At 39.4% G+C, this 23,289-nt stretch carries 18 protein-coding genes; 11 read left to right on the top strand and 7 right to left on the bottom strand.

Annotated features, from left to right (window positions below; translation table 11 throughout):
• The 5 genes from WNY79_RS00715 to WNY79_RS00735 are packed head-to-tail and all read right to left on the bottom strand — an operon-like array spanning position 1 to position 9,134.
• Positions 1–2,538 carry a glycogen/starch/alpha-glucan phosphorylase gene (locus WNY79_RS00715; RefSeq protein ID WP_342874819.1) on the bottom strand — a complete coding sequence of 846 codons (2,538 nt, stop codon included), beginning with the start codon at positions 2,536–2,538 and terminating at the stop codon, positions 1–3.
• A complete protein-coding gene (gene glgX, locus WNY79_RS00720) occupies positions 2,531–4,594 on the bottom strand; it encodes a glycogen debranching protein GlgX (RefSeq protein WP_342874820.1) in 2,064 nt (687 codons plus the stop codon). The genes WNY79_RS00715 and glgX overlap by 8 nt, the downstream gene beginning before the upstream one ends.
• Positions 4,587–6,827, bottom strand: a complete 2,241-nt coding sequence (glgB, locus tag WNY79_RS00725; RefSeq protein WP_342874821.1) for a 1,4-alpha-glucan branching protein GlgB — start codon at positions 6,825–6,827, stop codon at positions 4,587–4,589. Before glgB ends, glgX begins: the two co-directional genes overlap by 8 nt.
• Positions 6,828–8,822: a 4-alpha-glucanotransferase gene (malQ, locus tag WNY79_RS00730; protein ID WP_342874822.1), complete on the bottom strand. Its 1,995-nt coding sequence runs from the start codon at positions 8,820–8,822 to the stop codon at positions 6,828–6,830.
• A 9-nt stretch (positions 8,823–8,831) separates the two neighbouring features.
• Positions 8,832–9,134 (bottom strand): isoamylase early set domain-containing protein, encoded by a 303-nt coding sequence (locus tag WNY79_RS00735; RefSeq protein WP_007580752.1) that lies wholly within the window; start codon positions 9,132–9,134, stop codon positions 8,832–8,834.
• Between the two features lie 383 nt (positions 9,135–9,517).
• Between WNY79_RS00735 and WNY79_RS00740 the strand changes: the two genes are divergently transcribed.
• A complete protein-coding gene (locus WNY79_RS00740) occupies positions 9,518–10,462 on the top strand; it encodes a hypothetical protein (protein ID WP_342874823.1) in 945 nt (314 codons plus the stop codon).
• Between the two features lie 29 nt (positions 10,463–10,491).
• Here WNY79_RS00740 and WNY79_RS00745 read toward each other — a convergent pair whose 3' ends face one another.
• The gene (locus WNY79_RS00745; RefSeq protein ID WP_024598140.1) at positions 10,492–10,920 is read right to left on the bottom strand and encodes an Lrp/AsnC family transcriptional regulator; all 429 of its coding nucleotides are present in this window, start codon (positions 10,918–10,920) and stop codon (positions 10,492–10,494) included.
• Between the two features lie 195 nt (positions 10,921–11,115).
• On the opposite strand from WNY79_RS00745, the gene WNY79_RS00750 reads away from it, so the two are divergent.
• The 4 genes from WNY79_RS00750 to WNY79_RS00765 are packed head-to-tail and all read left to right on the top strand — an operon-like array spanning position 11,116 to position 15,720.
• Complete coding sequence (locus WNY79_RS00750; protein ID WP_342874824.1) at positions 11,116–12,321, top strand: aspartate aminotransferase family protein; 1,206 nt, start codon at positions 11,116–11,118, stop codon at positions 12,319–12,321.
• A gap of 50 nt (positions 12,322–12,371) precedes the next feature.
• On the top strand, positions 12,372–13,406 hold the full coding sequence (gene astA, locus WNY79_RS00755; RefSeq protein ID WP_024598142.1) for an arginine N-succinyltransferase: 1,035 nt from the start codon (positions 12,372–12,374) through the stop codon (positions 13,404–13,406).
• A gap of 7 nt (positions 13,407–13,413) precedes the next feature.
• A complete protein-coding gene (astD, locus tag WNY79_RS00760; RefSeq protein WP_342874825.1) occupies positions 13,414–14,880 on the top strand; it encodes a succinylglutamate-semialdehyde dehydrogenase in 1,467 nt (488 codons plus the stop codon).
• Between the two features lie 36 nt (positions 14,881–14,916).
• Entirely contained in the window at positions 14,917–15,720 is an 804-nt protein-coding gene (locus WNY79_RS00765; RefSeq protein WP_121954576.1) for a DUF1338 domain-containing protein, read from the top strand.
• A gap of 71 nt (positions 15,721–15,791) precedes the next feature.
• Here WNY79_RS00765 and WNY79_RS00770 read toward each other — a convergent pair whose 3' ends face one another.
• The gene (locus WNY79_RS00770) at positions 15,792–17,072 is read right to left on the bottom strand and encodes a flavohemoglobin expression-modulating QEGLA motif protein (protein WP_008169642.1); all 1,281 of its coding nucleotides are present in this window, start codon (positions 17,070–17,072) and stop codon (positions 15,792–15,794) included.
• A 146-nt stretch (positions 17,073–17,218) separates the two neighbouring features.
• Between WNY79_RS00770 and WNY79_RS00775 the strand changes: the two genes are divergently transcribed.
• The 6 genes from WNY79_RS00775 (at position 17,219) to WNY79_RS00800 (ending at position 23,286) form a co-directional block, all read left to right on the top strand.
• The gene (locus WNY79_RS00775) at positions 17,219–17,476 is read left to right on the top strand and encodes a DUF3081 domain-containing protein (RefSeq protein ID WP_008169639.1); all 258 of its coding nucleotides are present in this window, start codon (positions 17,219–17,221) and stop codon (positions 17,474–17,476) included.
• On the top strand, positions 17,476–17,781 hold the full coding sequence (locus WNY79_RS00780) for a hypothetical protein (protein ID WP_182712443.1): 306 nt from the start codon (positions 17,476–17,478) through the stop codon (positions 17,779–17,781). The genes WNY79_RS00775 and WNY79_RS00780 overlap by 1 nt, the downstream gene beginning before the upstream one ends.
• A 409-nt stretch (positions 17,782–18,190) precedes the next feature.
• Complete coding sequence (betI, locus tag WNY79_RS00785; RefSeq protein WP_024603276.1) at positions 18,191–18,766, top strand: transcriptional regulator BetI; 576 nt, start codon at positions 18,191–18,193, stop codon at positions 18,764–18,766.
• A 1-nt stretch (position 18,767) separates the two neighbouring features.
• Positions 18,768–20,231: a betaine-aldehyde dehydrogenase gene (gene betB, locus WNY79_RS00790; RefSeq protein ID WP_024604518.1), complete on the top strand. Its 1,464-nt coding sequence runs from the start codon at positions 18,768–18,770 to the stop codon at positions 20,229–20,231.
• A gap of 11 nt (positions 20,232–20,242) precedes the next feature.
• Entirely contained in the window at positions 20,243–21,910 is a 1,668-nt protein-coding gene (gene betA / locus WNY79_RS00795; RefSeq protein WP_024608401.1) for a choline dehydrogenase, read from the top strand.
• 158 nt (positions 21,911–22,068) lie between these two features.
• The gene (locus WNY79_RS00800) at positions 22,069–23,286 is read left to right on the top strand and encodes a BCCT family transporter (RefSeq protein ID WP_342874826.1); all 1,218 of its coding nucleotides are present in this window, start codon (positions 22,069–22,071) and stop codon (positions 23,284–23,286) included.
• Positions 23,287–23,289 lie beyond the last annotated feature (3 nt).

Raw genomic sequence — 23,289 nt, forward strand, 5'->3', positions numbered from 1 at the left:
TTAGTCTAGGCTGTTAGTGGCATGGCTTTTAGTTGTCGTTAAGTCTGTTTCACTAATATTGAGGGGTTCTAAATGCCAAATGTCTTCACTGTATTGGCTTATGGTTCTATCACTTGAAAACATTCCACTGGCTGCCGTATTTAAAATACTCATTTGTGTCCAGTAGGTTTGATCTGCGTAAGCTTTATCAACTTCTTTTTGAGCTGCTACATAACTTTCAAAATCGTGCGCAACAAGCCATGGATCGTGCGGGCTCTTAATTGCATTTGTTATATCGTCAAATAAGCATGGTTCAAACAAGTTAAAATGGCCGCTTTCGAGTAAGTGCATCACATTATTTAAATCGCTATTTTGTGCGATTAAGTGCTCAGGATTGTAACGCGATTTAATATCATCAATTTGATGCGCTTGTGCCCCAAACAAAAAGAAGTTGTCTGCACCAACGGCATCTCTAATTTCAATGTTTGCACCATCGAGCGTGCCTATCGTCAATGCACCATTCATCATAAACTTCATGTTGCCTGTACCCGACGCTTCTTTGCCTGCAGTAGATACTTGCTCTGACAAATCGGTTGCAGGGCAAATAACTTCCATAGCGGTTACGTTGTAATTAGGTAAAAAGGCGACGCGTAAATACGGGGCTGCTAACGGATCTTTATTTATAACCTCTGCCACGTTATTAATAAGCTTAATAATTTTTTTAGCCATGTAATAACCTGGTGCTGCTTTACCACCTAATAAAACACAGCGAGGAACAAGCCCTTGGGTATCACCACGGCGAATACGGTCATATAAATGAATCACATGAAGTATGTTTAATAGCTGACGTTTGTATTCATGAATACGCTTTACTTGTACGTCAAACATCATCGATACGTCAAAATCAACATCGCAGCGCGCTTTAACTAAATCAACTAAACGCTGTTTGTTTTCGCGTTTAGCATTTTGCCATTGCCCATGAAATGCTTTGTCATCGTAAAAACGACGTAGGTCGCTAATTGTTGAGAAGTTCTTAACCCAGCCATGACCAATTTTTTCGCTGATTAATTTACTTAAAACAGGATTACAATGTGCAAGCCAACGTCTTGGTGTAACACCATTTGTTTTGTTATTAAACTTATTGGGCCACAGCGCGTAAAACTCTTTAAATAGGCCCGCTTTTAACAGTTCGGTATGCAGTGCTGCTACGCCATTTACAGAGTAACTCCCTACAATGGCTAAGTAAGCCATACGAATTTGCGGCTCATCGCCCTCTTCAATCAACGACAATGCACGCTGTTTATTAACATCACCCGGCCATTGCTGTGCAACTTGTGCTAAAAAGCGTGCATTTATCTCGTAAACTATTTCTAAAATGCGTGGTAATAATTTTGAAAACAACGAAACAGACCACTTTTCAAGCGCTTCAGGAAGTAGCGTATGATTTGTGTAGGCCATCGTTTTGGTGGTGATTTGCCACGCATCACTCCAATCAAGTTCGTAATCATCAATTAAAATACGCATCAGCTCTGCAACAGCAATACTTGGGTGCGTGTCGTTTAACTGAAAAACATGAAAGTCAGCAAAGTCGCTAAAGCTCTCGCCATGTTGGGAAACCCACTGATCAACTACGTCTTGAATACTTGCAGATGATAAAAAGTATTGTTGGCGCAATCTAAGCTCTTTACCATTTTCGCTGCTGTCGTTTGGATACAGCACCATGGTAATTTGTTCAGCTAGGTTTTTTTGTGCGACGGCTTCTGAGTAACTGCCTGCATTAAATTCGGTTAAATTAAATTCATCTGTCGCTTCTGATTTCCATAAGCGTAGCGTATTTACAATATTGTTTTTATAACCTGGGACAGGGACATCGTAAGGTACAGCTAATACATCTTGTGAACTCATCCATTGGCGATGCTCTCGGCCAAATTTATCTGTGTAACTTTGCACATAACCGCCAAATTTCACACGTTTTGCATGCTCTGGCGCGCTTAGCTCCCATGGGTGCCCTTCGCGCAGCCAGTTATCTGGTTGCTCAATTTGGTTGCCATCTTTAATGGATTGGTTAAACATGCCGTATTCGTAACGAAGGCCATAACCAATTACCGGTAACGCAAGACTTGCACAGCTATCTAAAAAACAAGCAGCTAGGCGGCCCAAACCACCATTACCTAGGCCTGCGTCGTGCTCGGCATCTTCAAGCGTTTCTACTGTTGTGCAGTATTCTTGTAATGCAGAAGCAACTTGGTCGTCTAAATCTAGGTTTAGTATTGCATTACCCAGCGCACGTCCCATTAAAAATTCAAGAGAAAGGTAAGCCGTTTTGCGGCGTTTCTCTTGCTTAATTTGTTGATTAGTTTCTCTACAGCGGGCAACAAGCCTGTCGCGAATAGTCAGCGCTAAAGCATGGTATAAATACAGTCTTGATTCGCCGACCTTATCGCGACCTAGGGTATAATAAAAATGCCGTGTTAAGTCATCTTTAAGCGTACTTTCATCTATAACAGGACCTTCTTGCCAGCCCTTTACTACACACACTTGTTCACTTTGTTTAGCCATGACTTACATCCTCTAAATTAGCACTAAAAACCCAACTACTTTGTGCTGAAATTTCAACCATCGCATCTTCATTACTACTCACAGATGCATTATTTACACTTGATAAAACCATTTGCCACGGCGCATTAATAGGCGAAGGCGGCATTTGGCAAAAAACTGTTTTTTTACTGGCATTAAATACCATCAGTAATGCGTGATTGTTTTGCTTATCAAGTAAGCTATACATTAAAAACTGTCTGGTATCTTCATGCCAATGAGCGTCGGTCATGGTTTTACCTTGTTCGGTAAACCACTTAACGGTAAAACGCTCGTCTATATCATCTAAAAATACACTGTGTTTGAACGCACTGTGCGCGCGTCTAATTTTTAAAGCATCATCAATAAATCGTGTTAGCGAATGATTAAGTTGAGAATCTTTCCAGGCAAGCCAGCTAGTGCGATTATTTTGGCAATAAGCATTGTTATTACCCCCTTGAGAGTGCGCCATTTCGCTGCCAGCGGCAATCATGGGTACACCTTTTGAGAGTATCAAAGTAAGTAAAAAGTTCTTTTGTTGCTGCAAACGCAGTGCGTTTATTTTTGAGTCACTAGTAAAGCCTTCTACTCCACAGTTGAACGAATGATTTGCGCTGTGTCCATCTCTGCTTTGCTCACCATTAGCTTCGTTATGCTTTTCCTCATAACTCACTAAATCGGCAAGCGTGAAACCATCATGACTCGTTATAAAGTTAATGCTATTAAGTGGTCCACGTTGGCTGTGCTCAAAAATATCAAACGATCCATGCAAACGTTTTGCAACGTTGGCAATAATGCCCGTTTCACTTTGCCAAAAACGTCTAATTACATCGCGATATTGATCGTTCCATTCTCGCCATGGCGGCGGAAATGCACCCAACTGATAGCCACCAGGACCTATATCCCAAGGCTCACTTATTAACTTAACCTTATTAAGCACAGGGTCTTGAGCTACCACTTGTAAAAAAGTATGTGCAGAGCTAAAGCCTGCTTTTGAGCGCCCTAAAATCGTCGCTAAATCAAACCTAAAACCATCAACCCCCATTACCTCAACCCAATAACGAAGGCTATCAAGAACAAGTTGTAGTGTTTTAGGGTGATCAATATTTATAGTATTTCCACAGCCGGTATCGTTTATATATACATTAGGCTGACCTTCTACTGTGCGGTAATACGCTAAGTTATCAAAGCCTCTTAGCGATAATATTGGGCCATCGGCCCCTGCCTCTGCTGTATGGTTATAAACAACGTCTAAAATAACTTCTATGTCGGCAGCATGAAGCTCGCGCACCATTTGCTTAAACTCGTTTATATCGTCGTTTACCAAATAGTCTTTATGGGGGGTAAAAAAGTTAAGCGTGTTATAACCCCAATAGTTTTGCAGCCCTTTTCCTGTTAAAAATTGCTCACTAATAAAAGAATGAACAGGTAAAAGCTCAACTGCTGTAACGCCAAAGCTTTGTAAGTGCTCAATAAAGCTTGGGTGGCTTAACCCTAAAAACTTCCCTTGTAGAGATTTAGGTATTTTAGGATGACGACACGTTGTTCCCTTAACATGGCACTCATAAATAACCGTGTTTGACCAAAGGTGGTTTGGCTTTTTATGCGCGTACAACGTAGGAGCAGCTACTTTTGATTTAGGTATATCAATCGCATTATTTACGGTGCTTTTAGTACCAATTGGCATTTGCCCATAATGGCGTTCGCTCCATGTGAACTCACCAAACAAGTCCTTTGCATATGGATCTATAAGTAGCTTATTTTCGTTAAACAGTTGGCCATTTTTAGGGTTATATTCACCCTCGACTCTAAAACCATAAAGTGCGCCGGCGTTTAATGGCGAAATATGAATACTCCAAATGCCACCTTCGTTAATATTCATCGCCATTTTTAGAATTTCTGAATGGCCACTTTTATCAAACAAACACACATAAGCTTGGCTTGCACCTGGCGCATAAAGCGCGAAGTTAACTCCATTATTGATAACACAAGAACCTAGCGGTTCTACATTACCGGGGGCTACATCAAATCGGTTACTCATCATCAACCTTTTGTAAGTAAATAGTTGTTAAGCCACCAATGGCAATTGAAATACTGTGTTTAAAGCCATGATTTGATTCATTTGTAGCGTGAACTATCTGCGATGAATCTTTAATTACCTCAACGCCAGAGCCAAAAAACTGAGTATTGTCTGTATTTAAGATAACCTTGTAACGCCCTTTACTCGGTACGCCAATAATATAGTTTTCATATGACGCGGGGGTAAAATTAGCAATAACAACCACAAAGTCTTTTGCGTTTTTAGCATAGCGGACAAAACTTAAAATACTCTGCTGATTATTATTGTTATCTATCCAGGTAAAGCCAGCCGCACTCGAATCTAACTCATACAATGCGGGTTGGTTTTTATAAACGGTATTTAGCGCTTTTACGGTTTGCTTTATACCGTTATGACTTTGGTGCTCAAGTAAATGCCAATCGATAGAATGATCGTGCCCCCACTCTTTTCGCTGTGCAATTTCACCGCCCATAAACAAGAGTTTTTTACCCGGGTGTGCCCACATAAATGCGTAGTAAGCGCGTAAATTTGCAAATTTCTGCCAATCATCGCCTGGCATTTTTTCAATTAACGAGCCTTTACCATGTACTACTTCATCGTGGCTTAATGGCAATATATAGTTTTCGCTAAAAGCGTATACCATCGAAAAAGTCATTTCGTGATGATGGTGCTGACGATATAGAGGGTCGTGCTGCATGTAATGCAAACTATCGTTCATCCAACCCATATTCCACTTATAGCCAAAGCCTAAACCGTTATGCTCAACACTTTGGGTGACACCCGGCCACGCTGTTGACTCCTCTGCCACCATCATAATGCCGGGGTTGTTTTTATAACTGCGCATATTGACTTGCTTTAGACACTCAATTGCACCTAAGTTTTCGCGCCCGCCATAACAATTAGCAACCCACTCGCCTTCTTTTCGGCTGTAATCTAAATACAACATAGAGGCTACGGCATCTACACGCAGACCATCTAATCCAAATTGATGTAACCAATACATAGCATTTGAAATCAAAAAGCTTTTAACTTCAGGGCGGTCGTAGTTATAAATGTAGGTATTCCAATCAGGATGAAAACCTTGGCGCTTATCGGCATGCTCATATAAATGAGTGCCATCAAATCGGTGCAAACCATGCGGATCACTAGGAAAATGCCCTGGTACCCAATCAAGTAAAATACCCAAATTCGCTTTATGGCACTGCTCTACAAAGTATTTAAAGCTGTTGTAGTCGCCAAAACGGCTAGTAGGAGCAAATAAACCAACAGGCTGATACCCCCACGAACCATCAAACGGGTATTCACTTATTGGCATAAGTTGTAAGTGAGTAAAATTCATTTCAAGGGCGTAGCTAACGAGTTTGTCAGCAAGCTCTGTGTAACTTAAATAACGGTTGTTTTCAGCGCGTTGCCATGAGCCTAAATGCACTTCATAAATACTAATTGGCGCATCAATATGATTGCGTTTTTGCCTGTTTTGAAGTGCCTTTTCGCCAAGCTTTATAGGTTCTGGTTTATACTGCAGAACACTTGCAGTACCCGGTGCTTGTTGCATTTTAAAGGCATAGGGGTCGGCTTTTTCGAGTACTTCTCCACTTTGCGCGGTAATTGCAAATTTGTAGCACATGTCGGCTTTAAGACCCGGTACAAATAACTCCCATACACCACTTGCAGGATGAAAACGCATAAAGTGGCGATTAGCTTGCCAAAAATTAAACTCACCAATAATAGAAATACTTGCTGCGTTGGGTGCCCATACACAAAAGCGCACACCCTCTACGTTTTGTTGAGTACTAAAATGTGCACCAAAATGAGAGTAAGCATGTTCAAGGCTGCCTTCGTTAAATAAATACATTGCCTCTTCATCAAGTGTGCTTTCAAAGCTATATTCATCATAAAAGGTAGTGCTGCTATTTGTGTACTTAGCAATGCATTGATAAGGCGCGGTGGGTAGAGCATCAACTTTAGCTATAAATAAGTCACTTTGTTGGTAGCGCTGCGCCTCAATGCTTTTATTATTTAATGTAACACTTACGTTTATTGCACAAGGTAAGTAAAGACGGATTTCAACTTCGGCATCTGTTTTATGTGCCCCTAAAAAGCTAAATGGGTCTTTAAATCGTCCTGTATTTAATGCATGCACTTGTGCATCATAGCTATTTTCATGTACTGAGCTGTCCTGTGCTGACGATTTTTTATTAATTGTACTGCTCATTTAACTTTTCCTTATTGAATCGATAGCAGCTAAAAGTGAGCCATTTTTAGTAAATATTTCTTCACTGGTATGCGTTAATACACGTCGCCAATTAGGATATTCTTTATCTGTCCCGGGGATATTAACCGGGTATTTCTGCTCATCTAAATCGTCTATTTGAATTGCAAATAGACGCGATTGAGAACCTGCCAAACACAATGCTAGTGCGTTATATACTTCGACTGAATTACTATCTAATAAAAGCTCGGTCGTATTGGTATGGCGATTAATAAATCGTAGTATCCTATGCTGCTCTTCTATTCGTTGTTGCTTTAATTGCTCGTATTCACTGCAAGTTATAAGCTTGTATTGTTGCTTAATATTTAAATCAGCATGCTGCCACCAACCTGTAAAAGGCGGTACATCATGATTGGCTATCATTAACAAACACTGTGCTGCTAGCTCATCTGTCGCTAAAAACTCTCCACTGTGTTGTTTTTCAAAATAAAATAAGCTGTTAGAAAATATACCGCTTGAAGCTAGAGCCTGCCTTACCTCTAGCGGCACAACGCCTAAATCTTCTCCAATAACAATACTCTGATTAATATGTGATTCAATTTTTAAAATGGCGAGTAAGTGCTCAAACGGGTAGTAAACATAACAGCCACCTTGTTCGCCATTATTTTCAAAGCACCACCATAAGCGCCTAATAGCCATTACGTGGTCAATTCTAAGTCCACCTACATTTTGCATATTTGCGCGAATGAGCGAGCGATAATATTGGTAGTGATTATTACTAAGACTTCGAGGATTTAGTGCTGGAAGCCCCCAATTTTGGCCAGCTTCGGCCCATGGATCAGGTGGAGCACCTACACTTGCACCTTGGCTAAACAGTGGCTTTTGATTTTTAAATTCAGCCCCATCACCCGCACAGCCAACGGCTAAGTCGTTAATTAAGCCAATTGCCATACCTAGCTCTGCACAACTTTTTTGACACAATGCCAATTGCATATGCGCTTGCCACTGCAAGTAATAATCAAATGTTACGTTATCTGATTCGAGGGTTTTTAACGTAGTTGAATGAGTATCACAAAAATCTGTAAATGCACGGCGACGCTCATCACTTGCCGTTAATTCAAACTGATTATAAAGCGCCTCAAATAACGCATACTTTATACGGCTTACATTTTCATAATCTATAAATTGATCATTACTTTTTATAAGTGTGATTACATCGTCTCGTTGCATGAGGTCATGTAAAACTGCGTTATTTTGTGCGTCTTCGCTTAATACTATAGAAATATAAAGAGGGTTTAATAAAGCCCGGCTATTAGGGCTATAAGGGCTGGCTCGCTCTGGCATATCAGCAAATAACAAATGCAGTGGATTAAGTAATATGTAATCCATATTTTGCGAGCTGCATAATTTTGTAAGCGTTAGTAAATCGTCAAAGTCGCCAATACCTAAATGAGCTTTATTTTTTAATGTGTAAAGCTGAATAGATAACCCAGTGCGCTTTTTGTCTTCAACTTGGTAAACTTGCTCAGGCACATACCAAAGTTGCGTAATTGCATGCTGTTCACCTACTTGAACCTGTGCTTCATGGTAACCTATTGGCATCGTTTCTAAAGGCAGTGCAAGCTCAATATAGCGAACGCCATGTAAATAATATTCACCTGTAATCGCCAAATTATAAAGGTTCTCAAGAACTATATTCATCCCAAGAGAAGGAACATTAATATTAGCGGCTAAATACTGCTGACGTTCATCTATACGAAGCTTTAAAACACATGTTTTTTGCTCAACTAAGCTCACACTGGGTACTAAATCCAGCCAAAGCGATGCATCTAAATCATAAGTTAGTTGAGTTATTTCAGCTTCGTTATTTGTATCAACACCACAACATTGCAAAGCACGTTTACGCGTGTCTTCACTAAAAAACACTTGTTCACCTGTATACTTAGTGAATTCAAAGCCAATACCATGCAGATAAAACAACTGCGAAAGAGCATCCATTGAATCGCCTTAATTAATGCGTTGAGTATTTACTATGCTGTTTTCTGTGCCAAATGTATTGCCAATATAACCATCAGCCTGGTGGTCGTTATCCCAAATGTCTCCATTTATTAAATAACGAAAGTGAAATTGTTGATCGATAGGTAAGCGTTGCTTAAATTTAAACACACCTTGTTTTTTATTAAGCTTCATTGGCACAGGTTGCCAATCATTAAATTCACCTAGTAAGCAAACTTCTTCAGCCTCAGGATGAGAGAATTCAAAGGTTACTTCAGCTTCATCTTTTGTTTTAAAAAAACGTTTATTCAACATAGCAGGCTCCAACTAAACCAAAAAGGGTACTTAATCTTTGCCACAGGCCATACAACTAAACAAAAAGGCGATGTGGATTCCATTCAAAATCATTAAACACGTTTTAAGTTAACCAAAACTTTATTTACGCATTATTACAGTGCAACAATTCATTTTTTCTGCACCTAAAAAGTGCGGTTAGTATATAAACAATCTTTTTTAAAAAGCTCATTAGTACAGAGCAATATTTGAACCAACTAAGCGTACATCACATATTATTTATTTAACTGAATTTAACGTGAAATAACCCAAAAGTATTGCCTAAATTTATAAAACCCTTTTGTTATGTACTTTCATCAGTGATAATACACAGCATCTTAATACTCTGAAATATCATAATTTTCATGTTGAAAAAAAGCATTTTAATAACTATAGCAATCGCCTTTTTAATAATAGCCACACTTGTTGGTTCTTCAATCTATACCCTTTATAGTAAAAAAGAAATCTCAGTTGATCCTAAATTAAAAGAAATCTCAGGTATTGAATTTGATAAACAAAAACGTCTATGGGCGATAAACGACGGAGGCAATGAACCCAAGCTTTACCGCCTTAATCAAGATGGCTCTATCGCCAAAGAAATACTAGTTGAAAACGCTAAAAATATTGACTGGGAAGATATGACCCAAAATAAATTTGGGCACTTTTTTTTAGGGGATTTTGGCAATAACAAAAACGACCGTAGATGGCTCACTATTTATAAAATAGAAAACCCGATAGATATAAAAACAGATACAACCCAAGCCGAAATAATCAAGTTCACCTACCCCGAAATGGATGGCAGTCCAATAAAACCTAATAACCGTAATTTTGATTTAGAGGCATTTGTAGCACTAGGTCGTCACTTATATTTATTTACCAAAAACCGTACTGAGCCTTTCGATGGTATTACTAAAGTGTATAAAGTAGGCGATCATGCGGCTAATTTTAAGGCTGAGTTAATCGACTCTTTTAAAACATGTACCACGCTTGAAAAACTATGCTGGATAACCTCTGCAGCGCTTAGCCCTGATCGTAAAAAATTAGTCTTACTTGATTCAACCAGTCTTTGGTTATTTGAAAACTTTGAAGGTGATAAATTTTTCTCTGGTAATGTTTCAAAAATAGATTTAGGAATTGTTACACAAAAAGAAGCGGTCACCTTTTTTGATGACAACACCATTGTATTTACAGATGAAGAGTTTAAAGGAATTGGCGGTAATGCTTATTTTATAAAATTAGATGAAGCAACCAAAGAAGTGATTAAAAGAGCAAAAACAACACCTGTCACAATCAATGCAGCAACAAAGTAATTTGCTGCTGGGATCATAAATGCTCTGGTTCATCGCTTAAATTTAGTCTCTAAAATAACCGATGACGTTGTGCGCTCTACTCCATCAAGATTTCCTATATCGTCAAGTAAATGACTTAATTGCTCTAAATTTTGAGCCTGTACCACAGCAATTAAGTCAAACTCACCACTTATGGCATAGAGCTGCGAAATTGCATCAATTTGCTTAAGCTCAATATTTGTTTTAGTTGTTAATTTTTGCTTAACTTTAATAGACACATGAGCTGATACCATTTTACTGAGGTAGTCATCTCCATAATCTACGCTATACCCTTTAATTACACCCGTTTCTTCTAATTTAAGCATACGGCTTTGTACCGTTGAACGAGATAAATCAAGCATGCGAGCAAGGTCTGAAATACTGGCTCTTGCGTTTGTTTTTAATACAGATAGTAGCTTTTCATCTTGTGGAGTTATCATAATGCTTATTTATTTCGTCATTTTGACTTTTATTTTAATCATTTTTCACAAAATAGCACTGCAATTTTAACAGCTAACCTTCGATAATGACGCCCTACAAGAAATAATAACGTGTTTGCTGAAGAATAAAGGCTATATTCTTCTTTGATTTAGCAACTAATCTTTTATCTAAGCCCTTCAATTTAGGTGTACAAAATGCAAGTAACAAGAGACTTATTTAACGACGTAATGGTACCAAACTATAATCCTTCTGCTGTTATCCCAGTTCGCGGTGAAGGCTCACGCGTTTGGGATCAAAATAATAATGAGTTTATTGATTTTGCCGGTGGTATTGCCGTTAACTGTTTGGGTCATTGCCATCCTGCATTAGTTAAAGCATTAAAAGAGCAAGGCGAAAAAATTTGGCATTTATCGAATGTTATGACTAATGAGCCAGCACTTCGTTTAGCTCAAAAAATGGTTGAAGCCACATTTGCTGATAAAGTTTACTTTGCAAACTCAGGCGCAGAAGCAAACGAAGCGGCGCTTAAGCTAGCCCGTCGTTTTGCACTTGATGTTTACGGCGCTGAAAAAACGCAAATAATTGCATTTAATAAAGGTTTCCACGGCCGTACTTTTTTCACCGTAACCGTTGGCGGACAAGCCGCTTACTCAGATGGCTTTGGTCCAAAACCTGCTGACATAGTACATTGTGACTTTAATGACATTGCTGCATTTGAAGCGCTGATCAGCGATAAAACATGTGCAGTTATGATGGAACCATTGCAAGGTGAAGGCGGTATTATTTCACCAACAGATGGTTTTGCTAAAAAAGTACGTGAACTTTGCACTAAACATAACGCGCTACTTATTTTTGATGAAGTGCAAACAGGTGTTGGCCGCACAGGCGATTTATACGCTTACGAAGGCTTAGAGGTTGTACCTGACATTTTAACAACTGCAAAAGCATTAGGCGGTGGTTTTCCTATTGGCGCTATGATCACTCGCACACACATTGCTGAGCACTTAAAAATTGGTACGCATGGCTCTACTTACGGTGGTAACCCACTTGCATGTGCTGTTGCAGAAGCTGCATTTGATACAGTAAATACACCAGATGTACTAAACGGTGTTAAAGAGCGCGAGCAATTATTCCGTAACGGATTAAACGCAATTAACGAAAAATACAACGTGTTTAGTGAAGTGCGTGGTAAAGGCTTATTAATTGGCGCAGTATTAAATGACAAATTTGAAGGCCGTGCACGCGACTTTTTAGTAGCAAGTGCTAATAATGGTTTAATGAACCTTGTAGCTGGCATGAATGTAATTCGCTTTACACCGTCTTTAGTTATTCCGTTTGAAGATATTAAAGAAGGCTTAGCGCGCTTTGAAAAAGCGGTTAGCGATGTAGTAAACGGTTAATATAGTTTAAATTAGCACGCCTACTGGCGTGCTATTGGAGCAAGCAATAAATGCAAGTATTACGTCCTATTACTGCCAATGATTTTGAAGCGCTTAAACAAATAGCAATTGAGTCAGGCCATGGGTTTACCTCTTTGCCTGTGGACGATGCACAGCTTAAAGAAAAAATTGAACGTGCTGAAAAAAGCTTTGCCAAAAACATTAACCAGCCACTTGATGAAAGCTATTTATTTGTTTTAGAAGACAGTGAAACAGGTGACGTTATTGGTACAACCGCTATAGAAGCTGCGGTAGGTTTATCGGTGCCTTTATATCATTATCATTTAGGTAAAACAGTACACCACTCACCTACTTTAAATGTATATAACACCGTTGATATTTTAAGCATGTGTAACGACTACACAGGCTGCTCTGAAATATGCACATTATTTTTGCGCGAAAATAGTCGTAAAGGCCTAACGGGTCGATTTTTATCGCGTTCACGCTTTTTGTTTATGGCTCAGCATAGCGAGCGTTTTGCCGATACTGTTATCGCAGAAATGCGCGGTGTTAGCGACGAAGACGGCCATTCTCCTTTTTGGCAATGGCTGCAAGAACACTTTTTTAGTATCGAATTTCCAGAAGCGGATCACTTAGTGGGCTTAGGCGATAAGGTATTTATTAGCGAGTTAATGCCTAAGTACCCTATATATGTGAACTTGCTTAGCAAAAAAGCCCAAGCTGTTATTGGCCATGTGCATGAAAAAACAAAACCTGCGCTAAAATTATTAGAAAAAGAAGGTTTTGAGCACAGAGGCTACGTTGACTTATTTGACGCAGGCCCAACGGTTGAAGCAAAGCTTGGTAATATTCGCAGCATTCGCGACTCTCAAGTTTGCCCTATTACTATTGGTGAGCTTGATCACATATCACAAAATAGCTCAGATACGCTGGCTGTATGTAATCAAGGCGTAAGTGGCTTTAGAGCAACATTTACCAAAGACGCACATTACAATCATGCGAAACATACTCTCGTCATTAGCCAAGATGTGGCTAAGGCGCTTAATTTAAGCCAAGGAGACGCAGCGCGATTTTTCCGCCTGTAAATAATTTATGAATACACACCTAATTAATAACCAGTGGCATACAGGCCTTGGCCCAGTATTTGAGTCAATCAATCCAAGTAATGGCGATGTGGTATGGCAAGGTAATGGCGCAAACGCCCAGCAAGTAGATTCGGCTATAAAAGCAGCCAGAGCTGCGCAATTACAATGGGCAGACAAACCACTTGAAGAGCGTATAGTCATTCTTGAAAGCTTCGCAGCACAATTAAAAGAACACAGCGAAGAATTTGCGACCATAATTGCACACGAAACAGGAAAGCCATTATGGGAAACCCGCACCGAAGTAGGCGCAATGACAGGTAAAGTAGCTATATCTGTAAAAGCCTACCATGAGCGTACCGGTACAACCGAAAACCCAATGCCCGGTGCTAAAGCGTTTATTAGACACAAACCGCATGGCGTTGTGGCTATTTTTGGCCCGTATAACTTTCCTGGGCATTTACCAAACGGACATATTGTTCCTGCAATTCTAGCTGGCAACACAGTGGTATTTAAGCCATCAGAGCTTACTCCGCACGTGGCAGAATTTACCCTCTCACTTTGGCTAAAAGCGGGCTTACCAGCGGGTGTTATTAACCTTGTGCAAGGTGAAATTGAAACAGGTAAAGCACTTGCCTCTCATAAAGATATAGATGGCTTGTTTTTTACCGGTAGCTCAAACACAGGTCACTTATTACATAAACAGTTTGCTGGACACCCCGGTAAGATTTTAGCGCTTGAAATGGGCGGTAATAATCCACTGATTGTAAAAGATGTGAGTGATGTAAGCGCCGCTGTGCACGATATTATTCAATCAGGCTTTATTACCTCAGGTCAGCGCTGTACGTGTGCACGCCGCTTATTTATTGAAAAATCAGCCAACGGCGATGCTATTTTAGAAAAGCTAATAAGCGCAACTAAAAATATAGTTGTAGACGACAGCTTTGCTACAGAGCAGCCTTTTATGGGTGCGATGATAAGCGAAAAAGCAGCACTGGGTATGGTTGCCGCGCAAAGTGAATTAGTCTCAAAAGGCGCGCAAATCCTTGTTGAACTTAAGCAATTAAAATCAGGCACAGGCTTTGTAAGTCCAGGCATTATTGATGTAACAAACATTACCAATATGCCAGATGAAGAACATTTTGGACCACTAATTAAAGTATATCGTTTTGATGATTTTGACAGCGCAATCATTGAAGCCAACAACACAAGCTTTGGTTTATCTGCAGGTTTACTTAGCGACAGTGAAGATGACTACACTTACTTTTTAAAGCGTATTCGTGCAGGTATTGTTAACTGGAACCGCCCTATTACGGGTGCCTCAAGTGCAGCTCCATTTGGCGGTATTGGCGCCAGTGGTAATCACAGAGCCAGTGCCTATTATGCCGCCGATTATTGCGCATACCCTGTAGCATCTGTTGAGTCAGACAAAGTGAGCTTACCGCAAACCCTAGCGCCAGGCTTGGTAATTGAATAAGCAATAAAACCAAAATTTTAGATTTAAGGATTTAACATGCATACTGATGTAAACACATTATTTGAGAGCCTTTGGAAAAACTACTTAAACGTAACACCATCGGCAGACAAAATTCATGACCTTTTAGGGTCAACGCAAAAAGATGACATTATTAACGATCATATTGCGCTGCGTACGTTTAATATTGAAAAAGTGGGTCTTGAAAAGCTCGCTGCTCACTTTTTAGCTATTGGTTACAAAGAATGTGGTGAGTACCACTTTGAAGCTAAAAAACTTTACGCAAAGCACTACGAGCATAGCGATCCGAATCAGCCAAAAGTGTTTATTTCTGAGCTATTAGTTGAAAAATGCTCGCCTGAGTTACAAGCCATCGTAACCAATATGGTAAGCCAAATTGACGAAAGCGCAGTAACAGCTGATAACTTTTTGTATTCAGGCACGCATTGGCAAGTAAGCACCGATACTTATAAGCAGCTGCTAGCTGAAAGCGAATATGCAGCGTGGATGTCGGCGTGGGGTTACCGCGCCAATCACTTTACCGTAAATATTAATACGCTTGCTAAGTTTGATAACATTCATGATGTTAACCAAGCCCTAAAAGACGCCGGCTTTTCGCTTAATACGTCAGGCGGTGAAGTTAAAGGCTCACCAGAGGTGTTACTAGAGCAATCGTCAACACTTGCTGATGAATACTCTGTTACCTTTAGTGACGGTGATATGAGCATCCCTAGCTGTTTTTATGAGTTTGCTATTCGTTACCCTAAAGCCGACGGTGAGCTTTATACTGGTTTCGTTGCAGCCTCAGCTGACAAAATATTTGAAAGCACCAATGCTCGATAGCAAAACCTAAAGTACTTTATTTAAAAAGCCCGTTATGGGCTTTTTTTATGTCGGTAGGTTATGTTGATTAATTATAAAAATAACGGTTTATAATCGTTTTCTAACTTTTCAAACGATAAATCGCCAATAAAGCGGCCAAAGCTCAACCAAGTTGCCAAACCGCGTAAGTCTTTAAAGTGTGGAGGCACAAATTGTGGGCTCTCTATTACACCTAAATCATGAAGCTGCGAAATTAATCTAAAGTCATCTATTGATATTTTACCTACCAGTAATAAAGGTAGTCTATCTATTCGACCAAGCTGTATTGCAACGCGTATTAAGTTATAAACCAATACAAAGCCTTTAATGTAAGCAATATCTTTTGTAAAAGGCAAACCTGTTGGCGTACTGCCTCTAAATACACGCTGCGCGAGTGTGTAACTGTCATCTTTTGATAAACCTTGTGCGACATAGTCACGGTAAATATCTACAAATTCAGCGCCATCTATTACCTTTGTAACCGCTTGAATACGATTTACTAATTTAGATAAACGTCTCGGAGTCGATTTTAAAGTAATAATTTCGGTTAATACCGCTAAGCCTTCTTGGGTAATAGTGGAGCTAGGCGTACCTTTACTTAAACACGTTAAATACGGCTGAGCTAGACCATTTTGAGTGGTACCTACGTGTATCCACCCTTCATGAACTTCCAATATATCAAGTTCACGCTGAGAAAATTTAACATCTTGATTAAGCTTAATATTATTAGCACCGGCGGCTGCATCACTGACAATACCATCGCTAAGCATTACCTCTACGTTTATACCTGCCATACTAGCGTTTACTTGCTCAGACAAAATACGTACAGCATCAACAGCATCAATATTTTTAGGGTCGTCAGGCAGTATGTCGGCTATTAGTAAATTTTGCAGCGGTTTATCTAGCATATTAGCTAGCTCAGAGAGTGAGGGCTCACCGGCATGGAATAAGTCTTTAGGGTGACCAAATAACTCCACCGATAAGTCATGAAATTCTGGCGTACCTCGATACTCAAGCATACTTAATACCGTTTTATACTCAGTGCACATTTTTCCCATATATTGAGCAATCGGATTTAACTGCCCCAGTTGGTTAATAATGTTACGGTGCAAAGTAGAAAACGCTTGGCGTAACTCGCTAGGTACAAAACCAAGGTCGCGCTGTTGATAGTATGCACGATCGATAAGTGGGTTTTTTTGACATTTCTGTCTAAAAAACTCTTCTTTAGTTTGTTTATCCCAATTAATAGCATCAAGTATCCTAATAGGCGTTTGCAATGCAATTAATTGATCCGATAACTCACGAGTTTTTAGTAGTAACGCCTTGTCTATCATGGTGTAAGCTCAACAATAAATGAGTTTTGAGCATAATTTAAAAAAGCTAAATTACAAAGCAATATCACACTTTTTTAGCTATTGTTTTTAAGATGATCGACCCTCATATCTGTATCGTATGAGTTATCAAATAAAAGGTATAAAACATGAAAAACGAACTCGACAATAAACAGATTTTAGCCGTATATGAACGTATAATTCAAAAAGGTGAAATGACTGATGAAGGTAAGCATTATCAAGGCGTTACTGCTTATTCAGACGTAGATGGTTACACAGTATACCTACAAGGTAGCGGCGTAGAGCTGCGCTTTGGTTTTCATAATACTTACCACCTTGACTATGAACATGAAAAGCATAAAGACGACTTTTTGAAAAAATTATATAACATTGCAAACGAGAGCTAATGCACCCACGAAAACTCAGACACCGCCCTACCAGTAAGCTCAATACTACTTTTATAAACCAAGTAGTAGAAGAGCTTAGATCTGATCCAAGCAAAGTCTCTATTATTCAAGACAATTTAGAACAGTACCGTGCTCAAACTCATTTAAAGCGTGGTTTTTTACTGGCTATAGAGCGCTTTGATTGGGTTTTTGAAGCAAGCAAAGATATTGATTTCATTTGCCAGCAAATTTTAGCTGATGACTATATTGGCAATAGACTAAGACGTTACCCTCTCCTTTTTAAAGGTGTTATTAATAATGCCTGACCTTTCCAAACCAAGCGCTTTAAAACGATAAAACCATAAAGTTTACTCTCTATATAAATTTATTAGAGCACTAAGCAATTACAGGTTTAGTGCGCTTTTGCATTAAAATAATACTATTAGTGCTCTAACTATTACTGCACTAACGATTTTTACACATTTTATTCATTTATTGCTGTAAACAAATCATTACTATTATTTAATCTCAAAAAAAACCTTGCAACACCATGTTTTATAAGAAATTAAATAAAATAAAATTTTATCTATTTTATCGCATTAGTTGCACTTTTATTAATGATTAATCTACATTTTGGCATCTAGATATTTACCTCAACCTTGAATTGTTAGAGCTATTACCTTAAGCTTATCTTTATTGAACGTTCAATTAATAAAAATTATGCCTAAAGTTGGAATGGAACCTGTCAGGCGTCAGCAGTTAATTGACGCAACTATAGAATCTGTTGCGACGAATGGATTACAAGGAACGACTATAAACAGCATTAGTAAAAATGCAGGTTTATCGTCGGGTATTATTAGTCATTATTTTGGTGGTAAGCAGGGGCTGATTGAAGCCACTGTTCGATACTTACTAACAAGCTTAAAACAAGACTTGATAGGCAAAGTAAATCATCAAACAAATGCGACTGAACGTTTAATGTTTATTATCGAAGCCAACTTTGCGCTTGTACAACAGCGTAATGATACAACCCGAACGTGGTTAAGTTTTTGGGCGCAATCGATGCATGATGAAGAATTACACCGACTACAAAATGTAAACAGTAAACGCTTGCAAAGTAATTTAGCATTTTCTTTTAAACAATTAATGCCTATTGAGCAAGCAAATCAAGCTGCAGAACTTAGCGCCGCAATGATCGATGGCCTATGGTTAAGAGCAGTACTGAGTAAATCAGACAATAATCAGTTTAAACACTGTGAAAAGTTAGCAAAAAGCTATGTACTTTCACTTATCAAGCAATATGGAGCCTAGCGTGACTACACCTGTCTATCAAAATTTTATTAACGGCCATTTTCTTGCAAACCAGAACGGCAAAACATTTGATGTAACAAACCCAGCAACGGGCGAGGTTATTTACGCAGTAGAAATTGCCGACGAATTTATTCAAAACGCAGCCATTGAGAGTGCAAAGCAAGGTTTTGCTCAGTGGTCAGCAATGACACCCATTGAACGTAGCCGCATTTTATTAAAAGCAGTGGCTATTTTACGCGAGCGTAACGATGAACTAGCACTTGTAGAAGTACTCGACACCGGTAAACCAATGCAAGAAGCAAATTGTGTTGATATTGAAACTGGCGCTGATGTAATTGAATACTTTGCAGGTCTTGCGCCAGCACAGGTAGGCCAACAACAAATGGTTGGTGATGACTTTTACTACACACGCAAAGAGCCATTAGGTATTTGTGCGGGTATTGGTGCATGGAACTACCCACTACAAATTGCATGTTGGAAGTCAGGCCCTGCTCTTGCTGCTGGGAATGCATTTATATTCAAACCATCAGAAGAAACGCCACTGGGCGCGCTTAAACTTGCAGAAGTATTTGTTGAAGCTGGCGTACCTGCAGGTGTGTTTAATGTTGTTCAAGGCGCGGGCGATGTAGGCCAGTGGCTAACGCAGCATAGCGAGATTGACAAAGTATCGTTCACGGGTGAAGTAGGCACAGGTAAAAAAGTAGTCGCAAGTGCTGCCGGTACTTTAAAAGATGTCACGATGGAACTTGGTGGGAAATCTCCACTATTAGTATTCGATGACGCCAACATTGAGCAAGCAGTTAGCGCGGCCATGTTAGGTAATTTTTATACGCAAGGCGAAATTTGTACTAACTGTACACGTATTTACGTTCATAAAAATGTATATCAGCAATTTATTGATGAGCTTAAAGCGCGCACTGAGAAAAACATTATTGCTGGCGACCCACAAGATTTAAATACAAACTTTGGCGCACTTATTTCTAAAAAGCATCAAGAACTAGTAATGAGCTACGTTAATAAAGGCATAGAAGAAGGTGCAACGCTTTTAACTGGTGGTACAACGCTTTCACCAGAATCTGCACCTAATGGCTATTTTGTAGCACCGACTGTGTTTATTGATTGTAATGACGACATGACTATCGTTAAAGAAGAAATATTTGGCCCAGTAATGAGCGTGCTTGTTTTTGACGACGAAGACGATGTGATTGCACGCGCTAATGGTACACACCTAGGCTTAGCTGCTGGCGTATTTACGAGTGATATTAAACGTGCTCACCGCGTAATTCATAAGTTACAAGCCGGTATTTGTTGGATTAATGCATACGGTAACTCACCGGCTGAAATGCCAGTTGGCGGTTATAAGCAATCGGGTATTGGCCGTGAAAATGGTATACAAACGCTTGATCAATACACGCAAACTAAGTCTATTTATGTTGGTATGGCCGACATAGAAAGCCCATTTTAAGGCGCCCTACTATGAGTAATCATTACGACTATATTATTGTTGGCGCGGGTTCGGCGGGTTGTGTTTTAGCCAACCGTTTATCTGAAGATTCAAGTAACCGCGTGTTACTACTTGAAACTGGCGGTAGCGATAAAAGTATCTTTATAAAAATGCCAACCGCGTTATCTATTCCTATGAATAGTGACAAATACGCATGGCAGTTTCATACGCAGCCTGAGCCTCATTTAGATAACCGTGAAATGCATTGCCCACGAGGCAAAGTATTAGGCGGCTCGTCATCTATTAATGGCATGGTGTATGTACGTGGTCACGCAAAAGATTTTGACGAATGGCAGCAACACGGTGCAAACGGCTGGGATTACCAATCGTGTTTACCGTATTTTCAAAAGGCAGAAAGCTTTTACCTTGGTGAAAATACTTACCGTGGTGGCAAAGGCCCGCTTGGCGTTAATAACGGCAACGAAATGAAAAACCCGCTTTACCGCACCTTTATCAAAGCAGGTGTACAAGCCGGTTACGCTTCTACAGATGATTATAATGCGTCGCAGCAAGAGGGTTTTGGCCCAATGCACATGACCGTAAAAGACGGCGTGCGCAGCTCTGCTTCTCGTGAGTATTTAGACCCTGTTAAATCGCGTAGTAATTTAACGATTATTACAGGTGCACTCGCACAGCGCGTGATTTTAGATGGCAAGAAAGCTACAGGCATCGAATACAAAGTAAATGGCGACGTTAAAACTGCACATGCTGCAAAAGACGTTGTATTAAGTGCAGGCCCAATCGGCTCTCCACATATTTTACAACTCTCTGGTATTGGTGACACACAAGCGCTTGAAAAAGCAGGCGTTGAAGTACAACATCATCTACCTGGTGTTGGTCAAAACTTACAAGATCATCTTGAGTTTTACTTTCAATACAAGTGTAAGCAACCTATCACGCTTAACGGCAAGCTAGGCATTGTTTCAAAAGGTTTGATTGGCGCGCGCTGGTTATTAACGCGTTCGGGTTTAGGTGCAACGAATCATTTTGAATCGTGTGCGTTTATTCGCTCAAAACCAGGTGTTGAATGGCCAGATATTCAGTATCACTTTTTACCAGCGGCTATGCGTTACGACGGTCGAAGCGCATTTGCAGGTCATGGTTTTCAAGTACATGTTGGTCATAACAAACCAAAAAGCCGTGGTAGTGTGACTATTGCTTCTGCAAATCCTGAGCAACCACCAACAATTTTATTTAATTACCTTGAGCATCAAGACGATATTGAAGGCTTTAGAGCATGCGTTCGCTTAACACGCGACATAATCGAGCAAAGTGCCTTTGATGAATACCGCGATGAAGAAATTCAACCAGGTAAACATATTCAAACAGATGAAGAAATAGATGCCTTTGTACGCCAAGCCGTAGAAAGTGCCTACCACCCTTCTTGCTCATGCAAAATGGGTGAAGATGATATGGCCGTTGTTAACTCAAATACGCAAGTACATGGTATTGAAGGATTACGTGTTGTTGACTCATCTATATTCCCAACGGTTCCTAACGGAAACTTGAATGCGCCTACTATTATGGTTGCCGAAAAAGCAGCTGACATAATTTTAGGTAAAGACCCATTACAGAAATCGGATGTGAATGTTGCCATAACAAAAAACTGGCAAGAAACACAACGTAGTACGGAGATCTAACTTTAGCCACATGCTCAGGTTTAGTCTCGTCGGGCTAAACCAATGCGTGCCTTGCAGTGGCACACGATGTAAATAGGTTACGTTGTGTTAATGCGAGAATAAAACAATAAAATACGGAGTGCTTATGAATTATTTTTATTCATTACTGGAGGGTAACAATGACTATTTGGCTTAATGCAGGGATCATTTTTACCTTACTTGCCATTATCACTATTTTAATTAAATGGGGTAATGTTCGCGTAGTAGGTGTAACACCAGTTCGAACCTTTACGTTTATAGCAATACTATTTACTTCTGGCCTTGATGTTGGCCTTATCATGTTTCCTTTAACTGAGTTTGCAGGTTATGCAGACATAAAAGCAAGCCCAGAATACGCGTTTGCAAATCCACTGGCTATTGAGTTTGGCTACTGGGGATTTTTGATCTGGGGGTTTTACTTTCTTACGTGCTTTTATTTCTGTGTAATAGAACCTAAAGTGAAATTTTTCGAAATTCCTTGGGTTAAATTTATCAATAACGTTGTAATTATTGGTACATGTGCATTTACCGCTTATTTATTGCTTACAAACCTACCATGGTATTTACCCGAATTAGGTGATGGAACAAGTATAGTTGCTGAGTTTTATTTAATTGTGTTTGCAGCTATCTGTTTTGCTGTGTACTCAAGTACTGATATTAAATATGTACGTATTTTAAGTATTTCTACTACGTGGTTATTTTTAGTATTAATCGCCTTTATGTGGGCTGGCGCATTTGTGATCGGTGATAGTCAAATGTCAGCATTTACAGATAACTTAGGCTCTATTGGTACTTACTTTGCTAATATTAATGAATTTGTTTTACCACTTAATGATTACCATGAATTTTACTTATTTTGGTGGTTCGCATGGAGCATAATGATTGGTCAATTTACATCACGCTTTGTTGGTGGACTTAAAACATACCAAGTATTGGCTGCAATGCTGATTTTCCCTTCTATTCCTATCGCAATTTGGTTTAGTGTACTTTATCACTACCACGAAGCGGGCATTCCAACTCAAGGTATTAAAAACTTTGCTATGGTATTTGTAGGTATTGTATTTGTAATTAACTCACTCGATTCGTTAGTGCGTTTATATACAGATAACCTAAACTTTACCGTAAAGCGTTTTGGAAAAATGAAATACATAGTCGGAAACATTGTTGCTTTATCACTACTTACACTATTGTTTAAATTGGAATTTTTACAAATTCAGTGGGTAGGTGCATTAGTTATTGGCTTGTTCTTTATCTGTGCTGCTTTTATTGGTTACAGTAAATTTAAAACAGTAACGAATATAGATAGCTCACCAAAAGCAAACGAAATTGATTACACAAAAATTGACACAGTACACTAGGGA

This window comes from Pseudoalteromonas sp. AS84 (assembly GCF_038900255.1).
Taxonomy (GTDB): domain Bacteria; phylum Pseudomonadota; class Gammaproteobacteria; order Enterobacterales; family Alteromonadaceae; genus Pseudoalteromonas.